Origin of the sequence: Streptomyces goshikiensis (genome assembly GCF_014650555.1) — a bacterium.
In the GTDB taxonomy this organism is placed as follows: Bacteria; Actinomycetota; Actinomycetes; order Streptomycetales; family Streptomycetaceae; genus Streptomyces; species Streptomyces goshikiensis.
Genome location: NZ_BMVE01000013.1, coordinates 21,413 through 39,562 on the forward strand (window position 1 = coordinate 21,413; position 18,150 = coordinate 39,562).

At 74.0% G+C, this 18,150-nt stretch carries 14 protein-coding genes and 1 pseudogene; 7 read left to right on the plus strand and 8 right to left on the minus strand.

Annotated elements, in window-relative coordinates:
- Positions 1-36 precede the first annotated feature (36 nt).
- From IE248_RS29150 to IE248_RS29160, 4 genes are all read right to left on the minus strand, one after another.
- Entirely contained in the window at positions 37-1,392 is a 1,356-nt protein-coding gene (locus IE248_RS29150; protein ID WP_190032157.1) for a lanthionine synthetase C family protein, read from the minus strand.
- Positions 1,389-4,667, minus strand: a complete 3,279-nt coding sequence (locus IE248_RS29155; RefSeq protein WP_190032158.1) for a lantibiotic dehydratase — start codon at positions 4,665-4,667, stop codon at positions 1,389-1,391. The genes IE248_RS29150 and IE248_RS29155 overlap by 4 nt, the downstream gene beginning before the upstream one ends.
- Positions 4,668-4,752: 85 nt before the next feature.
- On the minus strand, positions 4,753-4,878 hold the full coding sequence (locus IE248_RS38290) for a hypothetical protein (RefSeq protein WP_008743001.1): 126 nt from the start codon (positions 4,876-4,878) through the stop codon (positions 4,753-4,755).
- 158 nt (positions 4,879-5,036) lie between these two features.
- Positions 5,037-6,587 (minus strand): glutamate synthase subunit beta, encoded by a 1,551-nt coding sequence (locus tag IE248_RS29160; protein ID WP_190032159.1) that lies wholly within the window; start codon positions 6,585-6,587, stop codon positions 5,037-5,039.
- Positions 6,588-6,687: 100 nt separating this feature from the next.
- On the opposite strand from IE248_RS29160, the gene IE248_RS29165 reads away from it, so the two are divergent.
- Positions 6,688-6,876: a hypothetical protein gene (locus IE248_RS29165; RefSeq protein ID WP_190032232.1), complete on the plus strand. Its 189-nt coding sequence runs from the start codon at positions 6,688-6,690 to the stop codon at positions 6,874-6,876.
- Here the strand turns inward: IE248_RS29165 and IE248_RS29170 are convergent.
- Positions 6,849-8,126, minus strand: a complete 1,278-nt coding sequence (locus IE248_RS29170) for a M6 family metalloprotease domain-containing protein (protein WP_190032160.1) — start codon at positions 8,124-8,126, stop codon at positions 6,849-6,851. The genes IE248_RS29165 and IE248_RS29170 overlap by 28 nt on opposite strands.
- A gap of 282 nt (positions 8,127-8,408) precedes the next feature.
- On the opposite strand from IE248_RS29170, the gene IE248_RS29175 reads away from it, so the two are divergent.
- The 3 genes from IE248_RS29175 to IE248_RS29185 all read left to right on the plus strand — a co-directional run bounded on the left by IE248_RS29175 (position 8,409) and on the right by IE248_RS29185 (position 11,587).
- Positions 8,409-9,071, plus strand: a complete 663-nt coding sequence (locus IE248_RS29175; protein ID WP_100583106.1) for a TetR/AcrR family transcriptional regulator — start codon at positions 8,409-8,411, stop codon at positions 9,069-9,071.
- Between the two features lie 83 nt (positions 9,072-9,154).
- Positions 9,155-10,699, plus strand: coding sequence for an MFS transporter (locus IE248_RS29180; protein WP_008743006.1), 1,545 nt, complete (start codon positions 9,155-9,157; stop codon positions 10,697-10,699).
- 108 nt (positions 10,700-10,807) lie between these two features.
- Positions 10,808-11,587: a dioxygenase family protein gene (locus tag IE248_RS29185; protein ID WP_190032161.1), complete on the plus strand. Its 780-nt coding sequence runs from the start codon at positions 10,808-10,810 to the stop codon at positions 11,585-11,587.
- Positions 11,588-11,733: 146 nt separating this feature from the next.
- On the opposite strand, the pseudogene IE248_RS29190 reads toward IE248_RS29185, so the two are convergent.
- Positions 11,734-12,207, minus strand: a pseudogene (locus IE248_RS29190) (Uma2 family endonuclease); the annotation flags it as partial.
- Positions 12,208-12,699: 492 nt separating this feature from the next.
- Here IE248_RS29190 and IE248_RS29195 point away from each other — a divergent pair.
- Positions 12,700-13,677 (plus strand): sigma-70 family RNA polymerase sigma factor, encoded by a 978-nt coding sequence (locus IE248_RS29195; protein WP_073799528.1) that lies wholly within the window; start codon positions 12,700-12,702, stop codon positions 13,675-13,677.
- 61 nt (positions 13,678-13,738) lie between these two features.
- Here the strand turns inward: IE248_RS29195 and IE248_RS29200 are convergent, their stop codons facing one another.
- The gene (locus IE248_RS29200) at positions 13,739-14,725 is read right to left on the minus strand and encodes a helix-turn-helix transcriptional regulator (RefSeq protein WP_073799527.1); all 987 of its coding nucleotides are present in this window, start codon (positions 14,723-14,725) and stop codon (positions 13,739-13,741) included.
- Positions 14,726-14,787: 62 nt separating this feature from the next.
- Between IE248_RS29200 and IE248_RS29205 the strand changes: the two genes are divergently transcribed.
- A complete protein-coding gene (locus IE248_RS29205; protein ID WP_190032162.1) occupies positions 14,788-16,347 on the plus strand; it encodes an MFS transporter in 1,560 nt (519 codons plus the stop codon).
- A 107-nt stretch (positions 16,348-16,454) separates the two neighbouring features.
- Here IE248_RS29205 and IE248_RS29210 read toward each other — a convergent pair whose 3' ends face one another.
- Positions 16,455-17,240, minus strand: coding sequence for a DUF6227 family protein (locus IE248_RS29210; RefSeq protein WP_190032163.1), 786 nt, complete (start codon positions 17,238-17,240; stop codon positions 16,455-16,457).
- A gap of 192 nt (positions 17,241-17,432) precedes the next feature.
- Here IE248_RS29210 and IE248_RS29215 point away from each other — a divergent pair, with 192 nt between their 5' ends.
- Entirely contained in the window at positions 17,433-18,074 is a 642-nt protein-coding gene (locus IE248_RS29215) for a vitamin K epoxide reductase family protein (protein ID WP_190032164.1), read from the plus strand.
- Positions 18,075-18,150 lie beyond the last annotated feature (76 nt).

An 18,150-nucleotide genomic window follows, 5' to 3' on the forward strand; every position in this document is an offset into this window, starting at 1 on the left:
TCGAGTACGTCGGTCAGGTGGCCGGGGCCGGGCAGGTCAGGCCAGCAGCAGCGCGCGGTCCCAGCGCGTGGCCGGCTCGGCGTCGCGGGCGAAGGTGTCCAGGGCGAGCGCCGCCCCGGCCGCGCCGGTCAGGAAGCCGCCCGGATGTTCCTCTGGCGGACGTTCGCCGGGCGCGGCGGCGAAGCCGAACGGCGCTTCCTCGTCGAGGAGTTCCAGCAGCCGGGCCGCCAGCTGCGGGACCCGCTCGGCGAGTTCGGGGTCGCCGCTGTCGCGGGCGGTGCGCCAGGTGATCTGGAGCAGCCCCGCCAGCCCGTGGCAGAGCCCGGCCTCGGCCGTCCCGCCGGCCCGGGCCGGTCCGTCCAGATCGGCGCGGGCCAGCGCGGCCCGCAGCGCCTCGACGCCGGCCTCCTGCCACTGCGGCACCTCCAGGGCCAGGCCCGCCAGCTGGAGGGCCCGGGCGACGCCGGGGGTGCCGTAGCACCAGGAGGGGCGGCCGGGTTCGGGCTGCGCGGGCCCCAGCGACAGCTGGCCGGGCCACCAGGGGCCCGCGGCGTCCGCGCACCGCCGCGCGAGGAGCCACTGTGCGAGGTCGGTGACGGCGGCCCGCTGCCCCGGCACCCGCACCCCCTCCCGCCAGGCGATGGCCAGCAGCGCCAGCGGGCCGGGCATGCCGTGGGCCATGCCCAGGTTCGCGTGCCCGCGCGCCGGGGCCACCGGCTGGTACGAGGCGCCGTCCAGCGCCACCCACCAGCCGGGCAGTCCGCGATCGTGGGTACGGACCGGCCGGCTGAGCCCGACCAGCGCCCGCAGCACCCGCACGAGGGCGGCCTCGGCCGGACGCCCGAGCTCCAGCAGATGCGCACCGAGCCCGCTCTGCCCACTGATCACGTCGTACGCGGTGAAGGTCGTAAAGCCGGACCCGGAGCCCGGGGCGGAGCTCGCGTCGGGGTGTTCGGTGAGGCGGCGTTCTTCGCGGGCGGCGCGGGTGGAGGCGAGTTCCGCTACCTGTTCCCGCAGGTGGGAGCGGGCCGCGCTGTGCGCGGCCGGGCCGTCGGCCGTCCGGTGCAGGGCGAACGACAGCGCGGCCAGCGGCCCGTACAGCCCCTGCGGCCCGGGGGCCGGGGTCTTCCCGGCGAGCGCGGTGAGCGCGGCGGCCCGCCGCACCCACCGCAGCGCGGCGTCCCGGTGCGCCGGATCGCCCCCCACTGCAGCGCCGAGTTCCGCGTGGAGCAGGGCGATGCCCGGGGCGCCGTCGCTGAGGCTGGCCGCGCGGAACGGGGAGACCTCCGGCGTCGGGTGGTCCGCGGCGGCAGGGTCCGCGAGGCGCCGGGCGACGACCGTCACGGCGGCGGCGGCCCGCGCGCGCAGCGCCTCGTGCTCCCGCGCGCTCACGCTTCGGCCCTCGTACGGTCCAGGCGGCTGCGCAGCGCCACGGCGGCCAGGGCGAAGGAGCGCTCCTCCGCGGGGCGGTCGATGCCCGTGAGGCGGTTGTGGTGCATGTGCAGCAGCGCATCCAACGGCCCCGGACCGGCGCCGAGTTCCCGCAGCAGCGTCCCGTACGCGGCCAGCGCCGGCGCGCGCCGCTCCCAGCAGGCGAGCAGCTCCGGGCCGCCGGGCAGCGTGCGCAGGTGCCGCCAGCCGCCGGCCGGGTCGACCAGCTCCCGGGCCAGGTCCTTGGCGGCGCGGGCCGGCTCGGCGGCCCCCGGCGGCGCCGCGCGGTCGATCAGGTGCCGGACGCCCTCCGTGGTGCCGGCGACCCGGCAGGCCAGGTCGACGTACCCGAGGGCCGTCAGCACGGTGCGGTCCAGCGCCAGTTCGCGGCGCTCCAGCAGCGCGGCCTGCTCCAGGCAGGCGACGCTGTCGGCGTGGAAGGCGCGTTCGGCGGCGGTCGCCGCGGCGGCGCCCCCGTAGCGTTCGAGTTCGGGCTCGTAGGTGTCCAGGACCAGCCGGCCCCCGAGCCCGTCTTCGGCGAGCCGGTCCGACCAGGCGGCGAGGCGGGGCAGCAGGTCCCCGGTGAGTGCGGCCGGGTCGCCGTGGAAGCGCAGCCGCAGGTGGGAGTCGGGGTCGCGGTAGCGCAGGTAGAACCAGCGGTCGACCGCGCCGGGCAGCCCCTCCAGCAGGCTCGGCAGCCGGTGGGCGAGGAGCTCGTCCTGGCGCTCGGCCGAGCCGTACACCTTGGCGTACAGCCACCGCGAGCCGGGACCGTACGCGGTACGGACGCGCCGGGGCGCGGGCACGACGGCCACCGGCCGGACGGCGGAACCCCGTACCGGCGCGGCCGTCGGCCGCGCCCGCCGGACCAGCGGGAACGCGATCTCGTTGACCCGGCCCGCCCCCTGAGGGCCCTCGGCCAGCCAGCCCGTCCCGTACCCGCAGCTCGTCGGCAGCTCCTGGAGGACGCCGCCGGGCCGCCGCAGCCACTCGTCGCGCAGCAGCCCCCGGTGGAAGGGCCGGCGCAGGTCGAGGGCGATGCGGTTGTCGCCGCTGACGCTCTCCACCCGGTCGGGCACCCGCCAGCGGGAGCGCCAGGCGTCGAAGAGCCGCTCCCACGCGCCCGGGTCGGTGGCCCGGTCCTGGAGCGCCGGGTCCGTCGGGCGCCAGCGGGCCGGGGAGAGCACGGTACGGCCGCGCCGGACCCTCGGCAGGTACGGCAGGGTGTCGGCGGTGCCCCAGCGCCAGCGCGGCCAGGCCGGGAGCCCGTTCTCGGTCACCTCGTGCAGGAAGCGGGCGGCGTTCGGCGCGTGCCAGACCGTCGCGAGCATGCTGGGGACGACGGGGACGACCTCGCGGCCCAGCCGGGGCGCGACCACCGCGAGCCGGTGCACGTCGGCGACGACGGCCAGATCGGACACGCCGAGGTCGGTGCCGTCGCTGCCGTCGGCGCCCTCGGCCCCGCCGGAGCGGTCGGCGAACGCGCCCAGGGTGATGGTGTGTTCCAGGCGCCGCGGCACCAGCGCCACGTTGGCGGTCGCGCCGCGCGGCGGCGGGAACCTCAGCTGTGCGGTGACGGCGCCCGGCGCGGCCCCCGGCACCTGCCGGACCAGCTCGGTGACCCGGGCGTCATCGGCGCCGAGCACGAACCCGAACCGCCCGGCGTGCGCCCCCGCGGTGCGCGCCCCACCGGTGACGACCAGCCGGAAGTCCCCGTCGGCGAGCGCCTCGGGGGTGGCGGCGAGCAGCTGCGCGAGGATCTCGAACGACGGCGGCAGGGGCGGCGGGGGCGTTGAGCGCGCGTCCGCGGCGCTCCCGGCGCCCCCGGCCAGCCGCTCCAGCAGTACGTCGTCCAGCACGATCTCCCGCTCCCCGTTGAGGGAGGCCTCCTGCGCGAGCTCGGTCAGCAGCCGGTCCTGCTCCTGCGGCCCGCGCGGGTCCGCCGGTGTGCCGCGCAGGGTCCGCGCGGTGGCGGGCAGCCGGTACCCGGCGGGACCGCCGAGGCCGCCGTCCGGATCGAGGAGTTCCTTGAGCGGTACGGAGCGCCCGGCGCCATAGCGTTCGAGGAAGTCCTCGTGGTACTGGCGCAGATGGGCCGGGCCCGGCCGGGCGGAGGCCAGCCGCCACAGCGCCTCGGCGGCCGCTTCCACCTCGGCGCGCACGGCCTCCGGCAGCCGGATGTCCACGTCGAGCCCCAGATCCACCTGGAGCAGCTGGTCGCAGGGGTGCAGGGCGGTCATCCGGCGGCGCGCGGAGTCCCGGGCGTCGAGCCCGGAACCCAGCGGGGCCGCCGCGTACGCGATCAACTCGCGCTGGATCGCGGTCATTTCGGCGACGGTCCGGGTCACCCCCTCGGGCAGCTCCTCCGCCTCCGCGCCCCGCGCCAGCAGGGCCAGTACGTGGCCGAGCGGATCGGCACCGTCCAGCGGCGGCCGCAGCTCCGTCAGGAGCACCTCGGAGCCGATGAGGTCGACGAGGAGCCGCTCCACGGTCGCGGCGGCCACCCCGGGGTAGGCGGCGACGAGCTCGGGGACCAGGTCGGCGAACCGGACGGGGGTGGCGGCGCGCCGGATCAGGCGCAGCACCACCTCGCTCGCCCGCACCGAGACCTCCTGGGCGGCCGGCCGGGTGCCCGCTCCGGGCGCGGGCAGGTACGGGACGACCAGCCGGTCGCCCCGTACGAAGCACAGGTCGTTGGCGGTGACGCGCAGCGGCCGCAGGACTGCGGGCTCGCGCTCCAGGCGGGCCACCACCTCGGTCAGCCAGCCCATGTCGGGCCGGACGGCCTTGCGGTGCCGCTCGCCCCAGCCGGCCTTGGGCGCCTCGTCGAAGCCGATGGCGGCGACCCCGGCCATGGTGCCGAAGGGCGTGGCCCGGCCGGACATCCGCAGCCGGTAGCGGGCCAGCGCCCGTACCGCGCGGCGCAGTTGTTTGACGCGGACCGGCTCCCCGGCGAGCACCGCGTCGAGGGTGCGGCTCAGTGACGGGCTCGCCAGCGAGACCGCCTCCCGGAGCCGGGCGTCGGCCGCGGCGCGGCGGAGCCGGGCCCGCAGGTCCGCCTCCGTGACGCCACCGGCGCCCTGCCCGTCGGGCCCGTCGAGCACGTCGTCCTCGTCGGGCGCGGTGCCGGGCGGCTCCGGCGGCCGGGGCGCGGCCCGGAACAGCAGGGTGTCCGAGCAGCGGAACGCCGACGGAACGGGGGTGTCACCGCCCGAGTGGGGAGCGGGTGCCGCCACGGGGAGCCTCCAGGAAAGAGCGGGGGAACAAGAGAGGCGGCCCGGGGGAGGGCCGCCTCTACTAGTGCTTCTGCGTGACCGACCCTCAGATGGTGGTCTTGCAGAAGAACGGCCAGGAGCCGGTCGCGGCCTGGGCGTCGGCCTGCTCGTCCTCGACGGGGGCGGCGATCTCGATGATGTCCAGCTCGAACAGGTCGTTGACGTTGGTCATGACGTCTCCTTGATTGCGGTGCGCCCCCGTCTCCGGCGGCGTCCTCCGGGCTTGTCCCCGGCGGCATGTGAAGACCGTACGAAGCCCGGAGCAACGTGTGTTCGACGCGGGATCGACGCCCGATCAACGCCCCCGGAGCCCCCCGCCAGGGCCTCCCGTCAGGCCGTCAGCGGAACGTCGTACGCCGAGACCGGCGCGGGCAGTTCGGTCGAGCCGGTCAGGTAGCGGTCGACGGCGGCGGCCGCCGACCGGCCCTCGGCGATGGCCCACACCACCAGCGACTGCCCCCGCCCCGCGTCCCCCGCGACGAAGACCCCGGAGGCCCGCGGACCGCCGAGGGCGGCGAAGGCCGCGTCGCGGGCGAAGGTGCCGCGGGCGTCCCAGGTCAGGCCGAGCCCGTCGGGCAGGCCCCCGGTCCGCTCCGGGCCGTGGAACCCGAGCGCCAGCAGCACCAGCTCGGCCGGCAGGACGCGCTCGCTGTCGCCGACCGGCCGCCGGGCCACCGGTTCCACGGCGGTCAGGCGCAGGCCCCGGACGCGGCCCCCGGCGTCGCCCTCGAAGCGCAGGGTGGCGCTGGCGAAGAGCCGGGGGTCGCTGCCGGCCCGGCCGCGCGCCTCCTCGTGGGCGTGGGAGATCCGGTAGACCTTCGGGTACACCGGCCAGGGCTGGTGATCCGGCCGGGTCTCGCCGGGCAGCGGGTTGATGTCCAGCTGGACCACCGAGAGCGCGCCCTGCCGCAGCGCGGTGCCCAGGCAGTCGGAGCCGGTGTCCCCGCCGCCGACGATGATCACGTGCCGGCCCTCGGCGCTGACCGGGGACACCGGGTAGTCGCCCTCGCGGACCCGGTTGGCGCAGGTCAGGTACTCCATCGCCTGGTGGATGCCGGACAGCTCGCGGCCGGGGACGGGCAGCTCCCGGCCCTCCAGGGCGCCGACCGCGACGACGACGGCGTCGAACCGCCGCCGCAGGTGCGCCGCGTCGAGGGACACGGCTCCCGCGCCGCCCGCTCCTTCCGCTCCGCCCGCCGAGCCGCCTCCCGAGCCGCCTCCCGGGCCGCCGACGTGCACCCCCGTACGGAAGACCGTCCCCTCCTCCCGCATCTGGCCGAGCCGCAGCTCCACCTGCTCCTTCTCCAGCTTGAACTCCGGTATCCCGTAGCGCAGCAGCCCGCCGAGCCGGTCGGAGCGCTCGTACACGGCGACGGTGTGCCCGGCGCGCGTCAGCTGCTGGGCCGCGGCGAGTCCGGCCGGGCCGGAGCCGATCACGGCCACGGTCTTGCCGCTGAGCCGCTCCGGGGGGCGCGGCGCGAGGTAGCCGCGGCGCAGACCCTCGTCGGCGATGGCCTGCTCGACGTTCTTGATCGTCACCGGGTCGTCGTTGATCGCCAGCACGCAGGCGTCCTCGCAGGGGGCCGGGCAGAGCCGGCCGGTCACCTCGGGGAAGTTGTTGGTGGCGTGCAGCCGGTCGTACGCGGCGCGCCAGTTCCCGCGGGCCGCGTACGCGTTCCACTCGGGGATCAGGTTCCCCAGCGGGCAGCCGCTGTGGCAGAAGGGCAGACCGCAGTCCATGCACCGGTTGGCCTGCTCGGAGACCAGCGGCAGCAGCGCCTGACCCGCGTACACCTCGCGCCAGTCCCCCAGCCGCGCCTCGACGGGGCGGGCGGGCACCGGACGCCGCGGGATCTTCATGAACCCGAACGGATCGGTCATGCGCCGCCTCCCTCTTCGCGCCGCCACCTCAGGCTACGCCGACACCCCCGCCATCTCCCGTCGTCCCGGCGCGGGGCGTCCACAGGGCATGATCCGGAACGTGACGCGCGACCAGGGCCAGGGCCGTTTCACCGCCGCCGCGGGTCATGCCGCTGCCCGCGCCCTGCGCGCCACCGCCGAGACCCTGCGGGGCCCCGTCACGGTGTACGTGGCGCACCTGCCCTCCGTCCGCGTTCCCGGGATCCCGGGAGGGGCTCCGCGTCACGGCCGGGTGACCCGGATCTGGTAGCTCCCGTTGCGCAGCTCGCCGACGACCGAGACGCTGATGCCCGCCTTCTCGTCGGTGAAGGTCTCGCCCGGCCTGAACGGGGCGTCCGACAGTTCCGCGTGCACGTTGGGCCGCCGCGTACAGCCGCCGCTGGTGTTCGCGCTGTCCGACACGATCACCGGGCCGCGCCCGGTGTCCACGTCCGAGTCCACCTTGTAGATGAGTACGCCCGGCTCGCACACGGCCTCGTCGTTCCCGGCCTGGGTCCGCACCTCCACCGCGTACCCGGCGCTCTCCGACAGCGGTATGAAGGCCAGCTTCATGCCGCCCCCCACCGCCAGCGGCGACAGGGTGTGGTCGCTGACGCCCGACTTCGCGGCGCAGCTGATCTGCGTGCTGTCCAGCCAGCCCAGCTTCCACTTGTGCCAGCCCAGCAGGTCGTTGTTGGCGCCCCAGTCCTCGCTCATGATGTCCCAGTGCCCGACCGCGCCGCCGCCCTCGGCGGTGTACAGGTCCGGCAGTCCGAAGACGTGCCCGTTCTCGTGGGGGAGCACCCGGAAGCCGGTCTCCCGGTAGGAGCCCGAGCCGTCGTCCTGCCGGCTGTAGATGAAGGACGTGTTGGCGAGCGGCACCCCGTCGGCGACGGGCGCCTCGGCGTTCCCGGAGAAGGTCACCGACAGCACGGTGTCCAGTGCGGAGGGCCCGGCGTTCGGCGTGACGAGGATGTTGACCAGGTCGTACCGGCTGAAGTCCACCTCGGGGTCGGCGGCCTTCACGATGTGCTCGACGAGCTGCCGGTAGCCCGGCTCGTAGGCGGACCCGCGCTCGATCCCGTACGCCGCGAACGGCATCGGCATCCGCAGCCAGTCCCGTATGGGGGCCTCGGCCCGGTAGGTCAGCCGCCCGTAGGAGCTGGTCCTGAACCAGTCGGAGGTCTGGGGGAAGAACTCGGCCAGCCGGTCGGCCGCCGTGCCCTCGCCCTTGGCGTCCGGGAAGTCGATCATCAGGTTCAGCGCGCGGACCTCGCCGGTGGACCGGGAGTACCCGGGCGGGGTCGGCAGGCCCTCGGACATCTGGACGCCCATCGTGCCGGCGATCCGGCAGGGCGCGAGCGCCGATTCGGCGGTCGCCGCCACTGGTCCCGCGGCGGAGTGGCTCCGGGTGGATATTCCGGTGCTCGCGGTCGCGGTGACGCCGAGGACGAGCACGGTGAGGCCGATGCACGCGCGGGTGCGGCGTGGTCTGCGTATCCGGCGGCGGGTCTGCGGCATGGAGAGCGCCTTCGGGGTCCGCGGCAGCCGGCCGGGCCCGGTCTGCACTCCGTGGGCTCACCCTCCGTCGGCTGCGACGCGCCCGCCTGTCGAGTGGGGCCGAACGGGAAACGAGCTGTGAGCCGGCTCACACGGGAGGGTGAAATAACCGGGGAGGGAATCCCCGTTTGCATCAGAGTCCCGCGAACCGGGGACCGGCTCCCCGTTTGGGGCCGACCGCCCGGACGCGGACCGTACGCACATCAGCGCCAGAGCCCGACCCAGAGCCAGGAGGCCCGCGGAATGAAGAGCCCCACCACCACACCGGCGGCTCCTGCCCTCGCCGTTCCCAAGCCGCGCGCCGACGCCGTCCGCAACCGCGAGCGGATCCTGGTCGCGGCCCGCGAGATGCTCGTGGAGTCCGGTGTCGAGGCCCCGCTCGACGAGATCGCCCGCCGGGCCGGGGTCGGCAACGCCACCCTCTACCGGCACTTCCCCGACCGGGCGGCCCTCGTCCACCACGTCGTGCTCTTCGTGACGGACCGGGTCAGCGCCCACGCCGAGCGCGCCCTGGCCGAGGAGCCCGACGCCTTCGCCGCGCTGCGCCGCTTCACGCACGCCGCCGCGGACGAGCGGATCGGCGCCCTGTGCCCCATGCTCGCCGACGACTTCGACCGCGAGCACCCCGAACTCCTCGCGTCCCGCGACGCCTTGGAAGAGGCGGTCCAGGCGCTGCTGGCCGCCGGCCAGGACAGCGGGCTGGTCCGCGCCGACATCGGCGTCGGTGACCTGATGATGGCGCTGTCCCAGCTCAGCCGCCCGCTGCCCGGCACGGCGTGCCTGCAGGTGGACCGCTTCGTACACCGTCACCTCGGGCTGTTCCTCGACGGGTTGCGGGCCCCGGCCCGCTCGGAACTGCCCGGCGAGGCGGTCACGCTCGACGTCCTGAGACGGAAAACCATGTGACGCCCCGGGTCGCGCCCGCTAGCGTCGAAAACCTTCCCTAAACCTGATTTTTCAGTCATTCCGCACAGTGAGTGGGTATTCCCATGCCAAAAACAGCCGCGACCTCGCCGCTGGCTGCCGACCCCAGCCGCTGGAAGGCACTCGTCTTCATAGCCCTGGCCCAGCTGATGGTCGTGCTCGACGCGACCATCGTGAACATCGCCCTGCCCTCCGCCCAGAGTGATCTGGGCATCTCGGACGGCAACCGCCAGTGGGTCATCACCGCGTACGCGCTGGCCTTCGGCGGACTGCTCCTCTTCGGCGGCCGCATCGCCGACAAGTGGGGCCGCAAGAACGCCTTCATCGTCGGCCTCATCGGCTTCGCCCTGGCCTCCGCGCTCGGCGGCGCAGCCAACGGCGAGGCGATGATGCTCGGTGCCCGTGGCCTCCAGGGCGCCTTCGGTGCGCTGCTCGCCCCGGCCGCGCTCTCCCTGCTGGCCGTCATGTTCACCGACGCCACGGAGCGCGCCAAGGCCTTCGGCATCTACGGCGCGATCGCCGGTGGCGGTGGCGCGGTCGGCCTGATCCTCGGCGGTTTCCTCACCGAGTACCTGAACTGGCGCTGGACCTTCTTCGTCAACATCCCGTTCGCGATCGTCGCGGCCGTGGGTGCCTGGCTGGTCATCCGTGAGCCCGCCCACGGCCGCAACCGCGCGCCGCTGGACATCCCCGGCGTGGTCCTGTCCACGCTCGGCCTCGTCGCGCTGGTCTACGGCTTCACCCGCGCCGAGTCGGCCGGCTGGTCCGACGCGGTCACGGTGGGCATGTTCGTCGCCTCCGCCGTGCTGCTCGCGGCGTTCGTGTTCGTCGAGTCCCGCGTGAAGTCCCCGCTGCTGCCGCTGCGCGTCCTGCTGGAGCGCAACCGCGGCGGGGTCTACCTCTCGCTGGGTCTGGCCGTCATCGCGATGTTCGGCCTGTTCCTCTTCCTGACGTACTACCTCCAGGTCGTGAAGGGCTTCTCGCCCGTCAAGACCGGCTTCGCCTTCCTGCCGATGATCGCGGGCATGATCACGGGCTCCACCCAGATCGGCGCCCGGCTGATGACCCGGGTCGCGCCGCGGCTGCTGATGGGCCCGGGCTTCCTGCTCGCCGCCGTCGGCATGCTGCTGCTGACCCAGCTGGAGGTCGGATCCTCCTACCCGGCGCTGATCCTGCCGGCGCAGCTGCTGCTCGGCCTCGGCATGGGTACGGCCTTCATGCCGGCCATGTCCCTGGCCACGCACGGGGTGAACCCGGCCGACGCCGGTGTGGCCTCCGCGATGGTCAACACCTCGCAGCAGGTGGGCGGCGCGATCGGCACCGCCCTGCTGAACACGATCGCCGCCTCGGCGACGACCGCGTACCTGACCGACCACGCGGCCGAGGCCGCGGCGGGCGGCCCGGCAGCGAAGCTGGTCCAGGCGCAGGCCATGGTGGAGGGCTACTCCTCCGCCATCTGGTGGGCCGTCGGCATCCTGGCCGCCAGCTCGGCCATCGCCCTCACCCTGATCAACACGGGGCGTCCGGGCACGGGCGGCCCGGTGGCCTCCGGTGACGGCGAGGGCGCCGAGGCCGAGGCCGCGGTCAAGATCCCGGTGATCGCCCACTGACGGCGCCGCCGCGCGTGCGGGAATGACTGACGACCCCGCTTCGTTCAAATTTGAACGAAGCGGGGTCGGTCTTTTCCGTGACGCCGCCCCACCGCCGGAGGAGCCCCCGTGTCCGCCACCACCCGCATACCGGTCCTGTACCTGAGCCACGGCGCGCCCCCGCTGGCCGACGACCCGCTCTGGCCGGGCGAACTCGCCGCCTGGTCGGCGGACCTGCCGCGACCCCGGGCGATCCTGATGGTCTCCGCGCACTGGGAAGAGGCCCCGCTCGCCCTCGGCGCCACCGAGCGCGTCCCGCTCCTCCACGACTTCCGGGGCTTCCCCGAGCACTACTACCGGGTGCGCTACGACGCCCCGGGCGCCCCCGCGCTGGCCGCGTCGGTACGGGGACTGCTGCGGGCCCCCGGCACCCCGGTCCAGGACGTCCCGGACCGCGGCCTCGACCACGGGGCCTACGTCCCCCTGGTGGAGATGTACCCGCGGGCGGACGTCCCGGTGCTGCAGATCTCCCTGCCCACGCTGGACCCGGCCCGCCTGATGGCCATCGGCCGCAAGCTGGCCCCGCTGCGCGACGAGGGCGTCCTGATCGTCGGGAGCGGCTTCTTCACCCACAACCTGGCGGCGCTGCGCCACCGGGGCCCGGGCGTCCCCGCGTGGTCGGCGGAGTTCGACGCGTGGGGCCGCGAGGCGCTGGCCGCCTCGGACGTGGACGCCCTGCTGGACTTCGAGCGCAAGTCCCCGGCCGGCCGCCTGGCCCACCCCCGTACGGAACACTTCGCCCCGCTCTTCGTCACCCTCGGCGCGGCCGGCCCCGACCTCGCCGCCCCCCGTACCCCGGTGGACGGCTTCTGGCTGGGCCTGTCCAAGCGCTCCCTCCAGTTCGGCTGACCGCGCCTAGCCCTCCGCGGCTGCCCGGCCCCGGTGATGTCCTCGCCGATGACGAACCCCTTCGCGGGTCCCTCGGGCACGGTGACGGCGGCCCCGTACGCGGCCCGGACCTCGTCGCCGTAGATCGCCTTCTCCCGGTCCGGCCTGCTGAGGACGGTGACGGTGCCGCCGTCGTCGTAGTCGTCGATGAGCACGTAGACCGGAATCCCGGCGCGGGCGTACGCGCGGCGCTTGCGGGTCCGGTCGCGAGTGATGCTGTCGCTGCCGGGCGAGACGACCTCGACGACGAGCCGCACGGCCTCGGCCCTGATGCCGATCCCGTCCTCGGTGCCTTGCTCCGGTCCGTCGCCGGAGGTGACGACGACGTCGGGATGCCACGCCCGCCGCCCGTGGATCACGTAAACGCACTGGAGTGCGTGGGGCCTGCTCCCGGCCATGGCGCTGTCCAGGGCCTTCCGCAGTCGGTTGGCGATCCCCGTGTGCCGCAAGCGGCTCGTGGGTGAGACCTCGACGCATCCTTCGACGATCTCGGCGCGGAAGCCTTCGGGGAGTGCCGAAACGGCACCCCGCCAGGCCAGCCATAGGGCGTGGTCGGGAGTGGGGCGATCACGTCGTGTCATGCGGCGACGCTAGGAGTGCGCCCACCTATGCCCTCGGGGTATGCCGCCGGCTCACCCGGACGGGTGGTGCGGGGTCGGGCGAAAAGGGATGGATGCTGGTTTTCCGGGTACTCGATCGTCAGTCCAGGCAACCGGAGGGCGGCCGGGGTCGTCTTCCGGGGCGGAGTGCAGGCAGGGGCGGTGGGCCGCGCGTGTGATCGCGGTCTCAACGTTGTGGAAGTTGTAAAAGTCCACGAGGTGCGCCGCGCCCCCCGGGAAACCCGGCCTGACCTGCACCTCTTCGAGATTTCCGGGCTACGGTCCCCGTTACGGTCGGGGGTCGGCGGGGCAGGATACTGCAAGATCTCGAAAACGAGGGACCGGCGCGGGAATTCTGTCCCGATTCCAGTCGTTGTTTCCTTCGGAAGCGGGCACTCGGGAGAGTGTCCGAAGACACCAGCAGCAGACACCAGCCGCACGCACCGCGACCGAACACTTCGCAAGGGAGCACGCATGGCAACCCGCGCCGTCGCCCGTCGTCAGTCCAGCAGCAGCGCCCGCGCTGTGGGCGGGGAGATCGCCGACCGCGACCTGGTCGGCATGTACCTGGACGAGATCGCGCGCACCCCGCTGCTCGACGCCGCCAAGGAAGTAGAGCTCTCCCAGATCATCGAGGCGGGCGTGTACGCCCGGCAGATCCTCGACGGCGAGGCGGAGCGCGAGGGCGAGGCGCCCGCGCGCGAGGAGCTCGAAGCGCTCGCCGCCGAGGGGGAGCGGGCCAAGGAAGTCTTCATCCGCTCCAACCTGCGCCTGGTCGTCGCGGTCGCCCGCCGCTACCCGCGCAGCGGTCTGCCCCTGCTCGACCTGATCCAGGAGGGCAACGCGGGCCTGGTGCGGGCCGTCGAGAAGTTCGACTACGCCAAGGGCTTCAAGTTCTCCACGTACGCGACGTGGTGGATCCGCCAGGCCATCACCCGCTCCATCGCCGACCAGTCCCGGACGATCCGCCTCCCCGTCCACCTGGTCGAGGAGCTCGGCCGGATCCGCCGGGTGCAGCGCGAGTTCAACCGCGAGCACGGACGCGACCCGGAGCACGCGGAGATCGCCGCCGAGCTGGACACCACGGCGAAGCGCGTGGGCGACGTCCTGGACTGGGCGCGCGACCCGGTCAGCCTGAACATGTCCGTCGACGACGACGGCGACACGCAGTTCGGTGACCTCCTGGAGGACACCTCGGCGATCTCGCCGGAGCAGTCCGTCCTCTCGCTGCTGCGCAGCGAGGAGCTGGAGGACCTGCTGGGCAAGCTCGACCAGCGCACGGCCTCGATCATCAAGATGCGCTACGGCATCGACGACGGCCGCGAGCGGACCCTCACGGAGGTCGGCAAGCAGCACGGCCTGACCCGCGAGCGGATCCGCCAGATCGAGAAGCACGCCCTGCTGGAGCTGAAGAAGATGGCCCGCGACACCGGCTTCGACGCCGTGGCCTGACGCGCCCCCCCCCGTACGAGCCCCCGGTGCCTATCCCCCCCAGGCGCCGGGGGCTCTCTCCCTACCCAGGACCCGGCTCGGGATCGGGCCCCGGCCCCGCACCCGGGCCCGCCGCCGCCGTGAGGCGGGCGGCCAGCGCGGCGGCCGCGGCGACGAGGAAGTCCGGCCCGCGCACGGTGAACGGCAGGCCCGTCAGCGCCACCCGCGCGACCAGCCACTCCGGCGAGTCCCCGCTGGGGAACCGCACCCGGCAGCCGCCCTCCTCCGCCACCGCCGCCCCCCGCAGCCACGCCGGCAGCTCCTGCGCCGTCACCCCGGCGAACGCCAGGTCCACCTCGTACGCCTGTCCGCCCCGCAGGGCCCGCGCCACCATCGCCGCCGCGTCCATCGGCGGCTCCCGCGGCGTGAACCTCGCCCCCGTCGCGAACGCCTCGGCGACCCGGTCGACCCGGAAGGTCCGCCAGTCCTCCCGCTCCAGGTCGTAGGCCACCAGGTACCAGCGGCTGCGCGCGCTCACCAGCCGGTACGGCTCCACCAGCCGCCGCGAGGGCGCCCCGTCCCGCGCCCGGTACGCGAACCGCAGCCGCTCCGGCCCCGCCACCGCCGAGGCCATCGTCGTCAGCGTCCGCGGGTCCACGCTCGGCCCGTCGCCCCGGGTCAGCGCGACCGTCGCCGACTGCAGCGCGCCCACCCGGTGCCGCAGCCGCCCCGGAAGCACCTGCTCCAGCTTCGCGAGCGCCCGTACGGACGCCTCCTCCACGCCCTCGATCGCGTGCCCGGCGCCCGCCCGCAGGCCCACCGCGATCGCCACGGCCTCCTCGTCGTCCAGCACCAGCGGCGGCATCGCCGCCCCCGCGACCAGCCGGTATCCGCCGTCCGCGCCCAGCGTGGCCTCCACCGGGTACCCGAGCTCCCGCAGCCGGTCGATGTCCCGCCGGATCGTCCGCGCGCTCACCCGCAGCCGCGCCGCCAGCTCGCTCCCCGGCCATTCGCGCGGGGTCTGGAGCAAGGACAGCAGAGTCAGCAGCCGGGCCGGAGTGTCGGTCATGGACCCAGATTGGCAGGGAAGTAGGACATCATCTGACCTACATGCCGTCTAGGTTTCTCCTCATGACCACCGAGACGTCCAAGACATCGCCCGTAAGAGAGACCGGGCCCGTACCGGAAGAGCGGACCGAGGCACCCCCCTTCACCGACGGAGCGACACCGAACGCGGCGGCGAGTTCGCCCGCCGACCGCCGCCGCTGGCTGGCCCTCGCCATCGTGATGACCGCGGCCTTCATGGACCTGGTCGACGTCACGATCGTCAACATCGCGATACCCAGCATGCGCCAGGACCTCGGCGCCTCCACCAGCGCGATCCAGTGGATCACCGCCGGATACGCCCTCGCGTTCGCCGCCGGCCTGATCACCGGCGGCCGTCTCGGTGACATCTACGGCCGCAAGCGCCTCTTCCTCATCGGCATCGCCGGCTTCACCGCCGCCTCGCTGCTCTGCGGCGTCGCCGCGAACCCGGCCATGCTCGTCACCTCCCGCATCCTCCAGGGCGGCATGGCGGCCCTGATGGTCCCGCAGGTGCTGGCGATCGTCCACGTCACCTTCCCGCCCCACGAGCGCGGCAAGGTGTTCGGCATGTTCGGCGCGATCGTCGGCCTCGGCGCCGTCTCCGGCCCGATGCTCGGCGCGCTGCTCACCGAGTGGAACATCCTCGGCCTCGAATGGCGCCCGATCTTCCTGATCAACCTGCCCGTCGGCATCGCCGGCGTCCTCCTGGGCCGCAAGTTCATCACCGAGTCCAAGGCCCCCGACGCCCTGCGCCTCGACCTGGTGGGCGTGGTCCTCGCGACCCTCGCCCTGGTCATGCTGATCTTCCCGCTCACACAGGGCCGTGAGAACGACTGGCCGGCCTGGGGCTTCGCCCTGATGATCGCCTCGCCGTTCGTCTTCGCCGCCTTCATCGCGTACGAGAAGTACAAGATCCGCAAGGACGGCTCCCCGCTGGTCGAGCTCTCGCTCTTCAAGGTCAAGAGCTTCGCGGGCGGCATCGCCGTCCAGCTGACCTTCGGCATCGCGACCGGCATCTTCTTCCTGGTCTGGACGCTGTACATGCAGATGGGCCTCGGCTGGAGCGCCCTGCGCGCCGGCACCACCGGCATCCCGTTCTCCGTCGCCGTCTCGGCGGCCGCGGGCATGTCCGTCCAGAAGCTCGTGCCCCGCTTCGGCCGCAAGGTCCTCCAGGCCGGCGCGCTGACCATGGCCGCGGGCCTGCTCCTCTACATCTGGGAGTCCGACCACTACGGCATGGAGATCGCCTCCTGGCAGATGGCGCTCCCGCTGATCGTCATGGGCGTCGGCATGGGCCTGATCGTGGCCCCGCTCACCGACACGGTGCTGTCCGAAGTGCCGCCCCGGCACGCCGGTTCGGCCTCCGGCCTGATCAACACCACCGGTCAGATGGGCAACGCGCTCGGCCTCGGTCTGACCTCGGTGGTCTACTTCGGCTGGATCGACGACGGCGTGCCGTTCGGCCCGCAGTACGTCGACGCCTTCCGCGGCGCGCTGTGGTGGGTCGTGGCCGTCATGCTGGTGATCTTCGCGGTGATGTTCGCGCTGCCGCGCAAGGCGGTCCCGATGGACCAGCGCTCGGGCGGCCCCCAGGCCGCCGCGTAGCTCCCGGACCGTACGAACGGGCACGTCACGAACGGGCACGTCACGAACGGGCACGTCCGCCGCTTCCGGCGGGCGTGCCCGTTCGGCTCGTCCGCGCCCGGCCGGGGCTACCGCACGCGGGCACGCAGTTCCATCGCGCCGCGCGCGGCGGCCTCGCTGCCGTACACCTCGCACATGTGCCGGCCGTCGGGGGTCGCGGTGTGCTCGACCTCCCACAGGCTGAGCTCGCTGCCGTCCAGCAGCAGGAAGGCGTGCTCGTACAGGCTGAATCCGGTGTCGCGCCCGCCCGCCAGACCGGGCCGGCCGCCGAACGCCTGGGTGATCTGGTGCGCGTACGCCGTCCGCAGCCGCCGCGCCAGCTCCTCGCCCGGCCGGTCCGCGTTCTCCGCGCGCCGCAGCACCCGCCGGGCGTGGTCGGCGGAATCGTCCACCGCGTAGTCCCGTTGCCGCTCGGCCGGTCCCGGGGCCGTGAACAGGGCGCTCAGCGCGGCCGCGTCCTGCGCCGCGGAGGCTTCCTCGGCCGCCATCGACGCCAAGTCGTCCGGCACCTCGGCCGCCGACGCGGACACCGGCTCGCCGAACAGCCGCGCCACCGCCAGGTGGGCCTCCGCCTTCCCGGTGAACACCTCGTGCCGTACGGCACGGTCGCCTTCCAGCCGGTACACCAGCTCCCACAGGGACACGGCTCCGCCGTCCGCCAGCAGGTACGTGTGCCGGTGGGTCTCCCGCCACAGCCCCGCCGCCGGGCTGTGGTGCGTCGTGTACAGCGAGGAACTGTGGGCGAGCGCCGTCCCGAGGCGCTCGACCAACCGGTCCGGCAGGTCATAGGAGTTGAGGGCGCGGCCCAGGAGTCGATCGAGGTGCGCCCCGGTTGTCTCGTACGGATCGCTCAAGGTGGGTCTCCAGGCCGTCGCAGCTCGTGACTTAGCGGAAGCACAACGTAGCCCCTGGTGCGGACATCACGTCCGGGGTTCGGTAAAACGTCCGGGACTCATCAGGGGTTCCCGCCACACCTTCAGGTCAACTTGCGTACGGACAGGCAGGGTTGGTGCCGTTCTGCCCGCAAGCGCGGGAGTATGGGCCGCATGGCAACGAATACGGTGGGCGTTCCCCGCCAACAGAGACGGCCCGCCGGGCGAACCGGGGGCGAACCCGGGGCGGCCCCGCGGGTGCTGGCCTGGCTGCTGCTGCTCACCGGGGCGGCGGGGGTGCTGGCCTCCTGGGTGATCACCCTCGACAAGTTCCTCCTGCTGGAAGACCCGAACTTCAAGCCGGCGTGCAGCCTGAACCCCGTGGTCTCCTGCGGCAGCGTCATGAAGAGCGACCAGGCGGCGGTCTTCGGGTTCCCCAACCCGATGCTCGGGCTGGCCGCGTTCGGCGCGGTGGTGTGCGTCGGCGCCGGTCTGCTGGCCGGTGCCCGCTACCGCGGCTGGTTCTGGCTCGGCCTGAACGCGGGCACGGCCTTCGGCGTCGGCTTCTGCACCTGGCTGATGGTCCAGTCGCTCTACGAGATCAACGCGCTCTGCCTGTGGTGCTGTCTGACCTGGGCGGCGACGCTGCTGATGTTCTGGGCGGTGACCGCGCACAACGTCCGGACGGGCCACCTTCCCGCGCCCGGACCGGTGCGGGGCTTCTTCGCCGAGTTCGGCTGGGCGCCGCCCGCACTGCACCTCGGGGTGATCGGGATGCTGATCCTCACCCGGTGGTGGGAGTTCTGGACCTCCTGACCCGGGCGCGGCCGAGGGCCCCGGCAGCTGGAGGCTGCCGGGGCCCTCGTCACGTCGCTCCACGGGCGACAGGGGG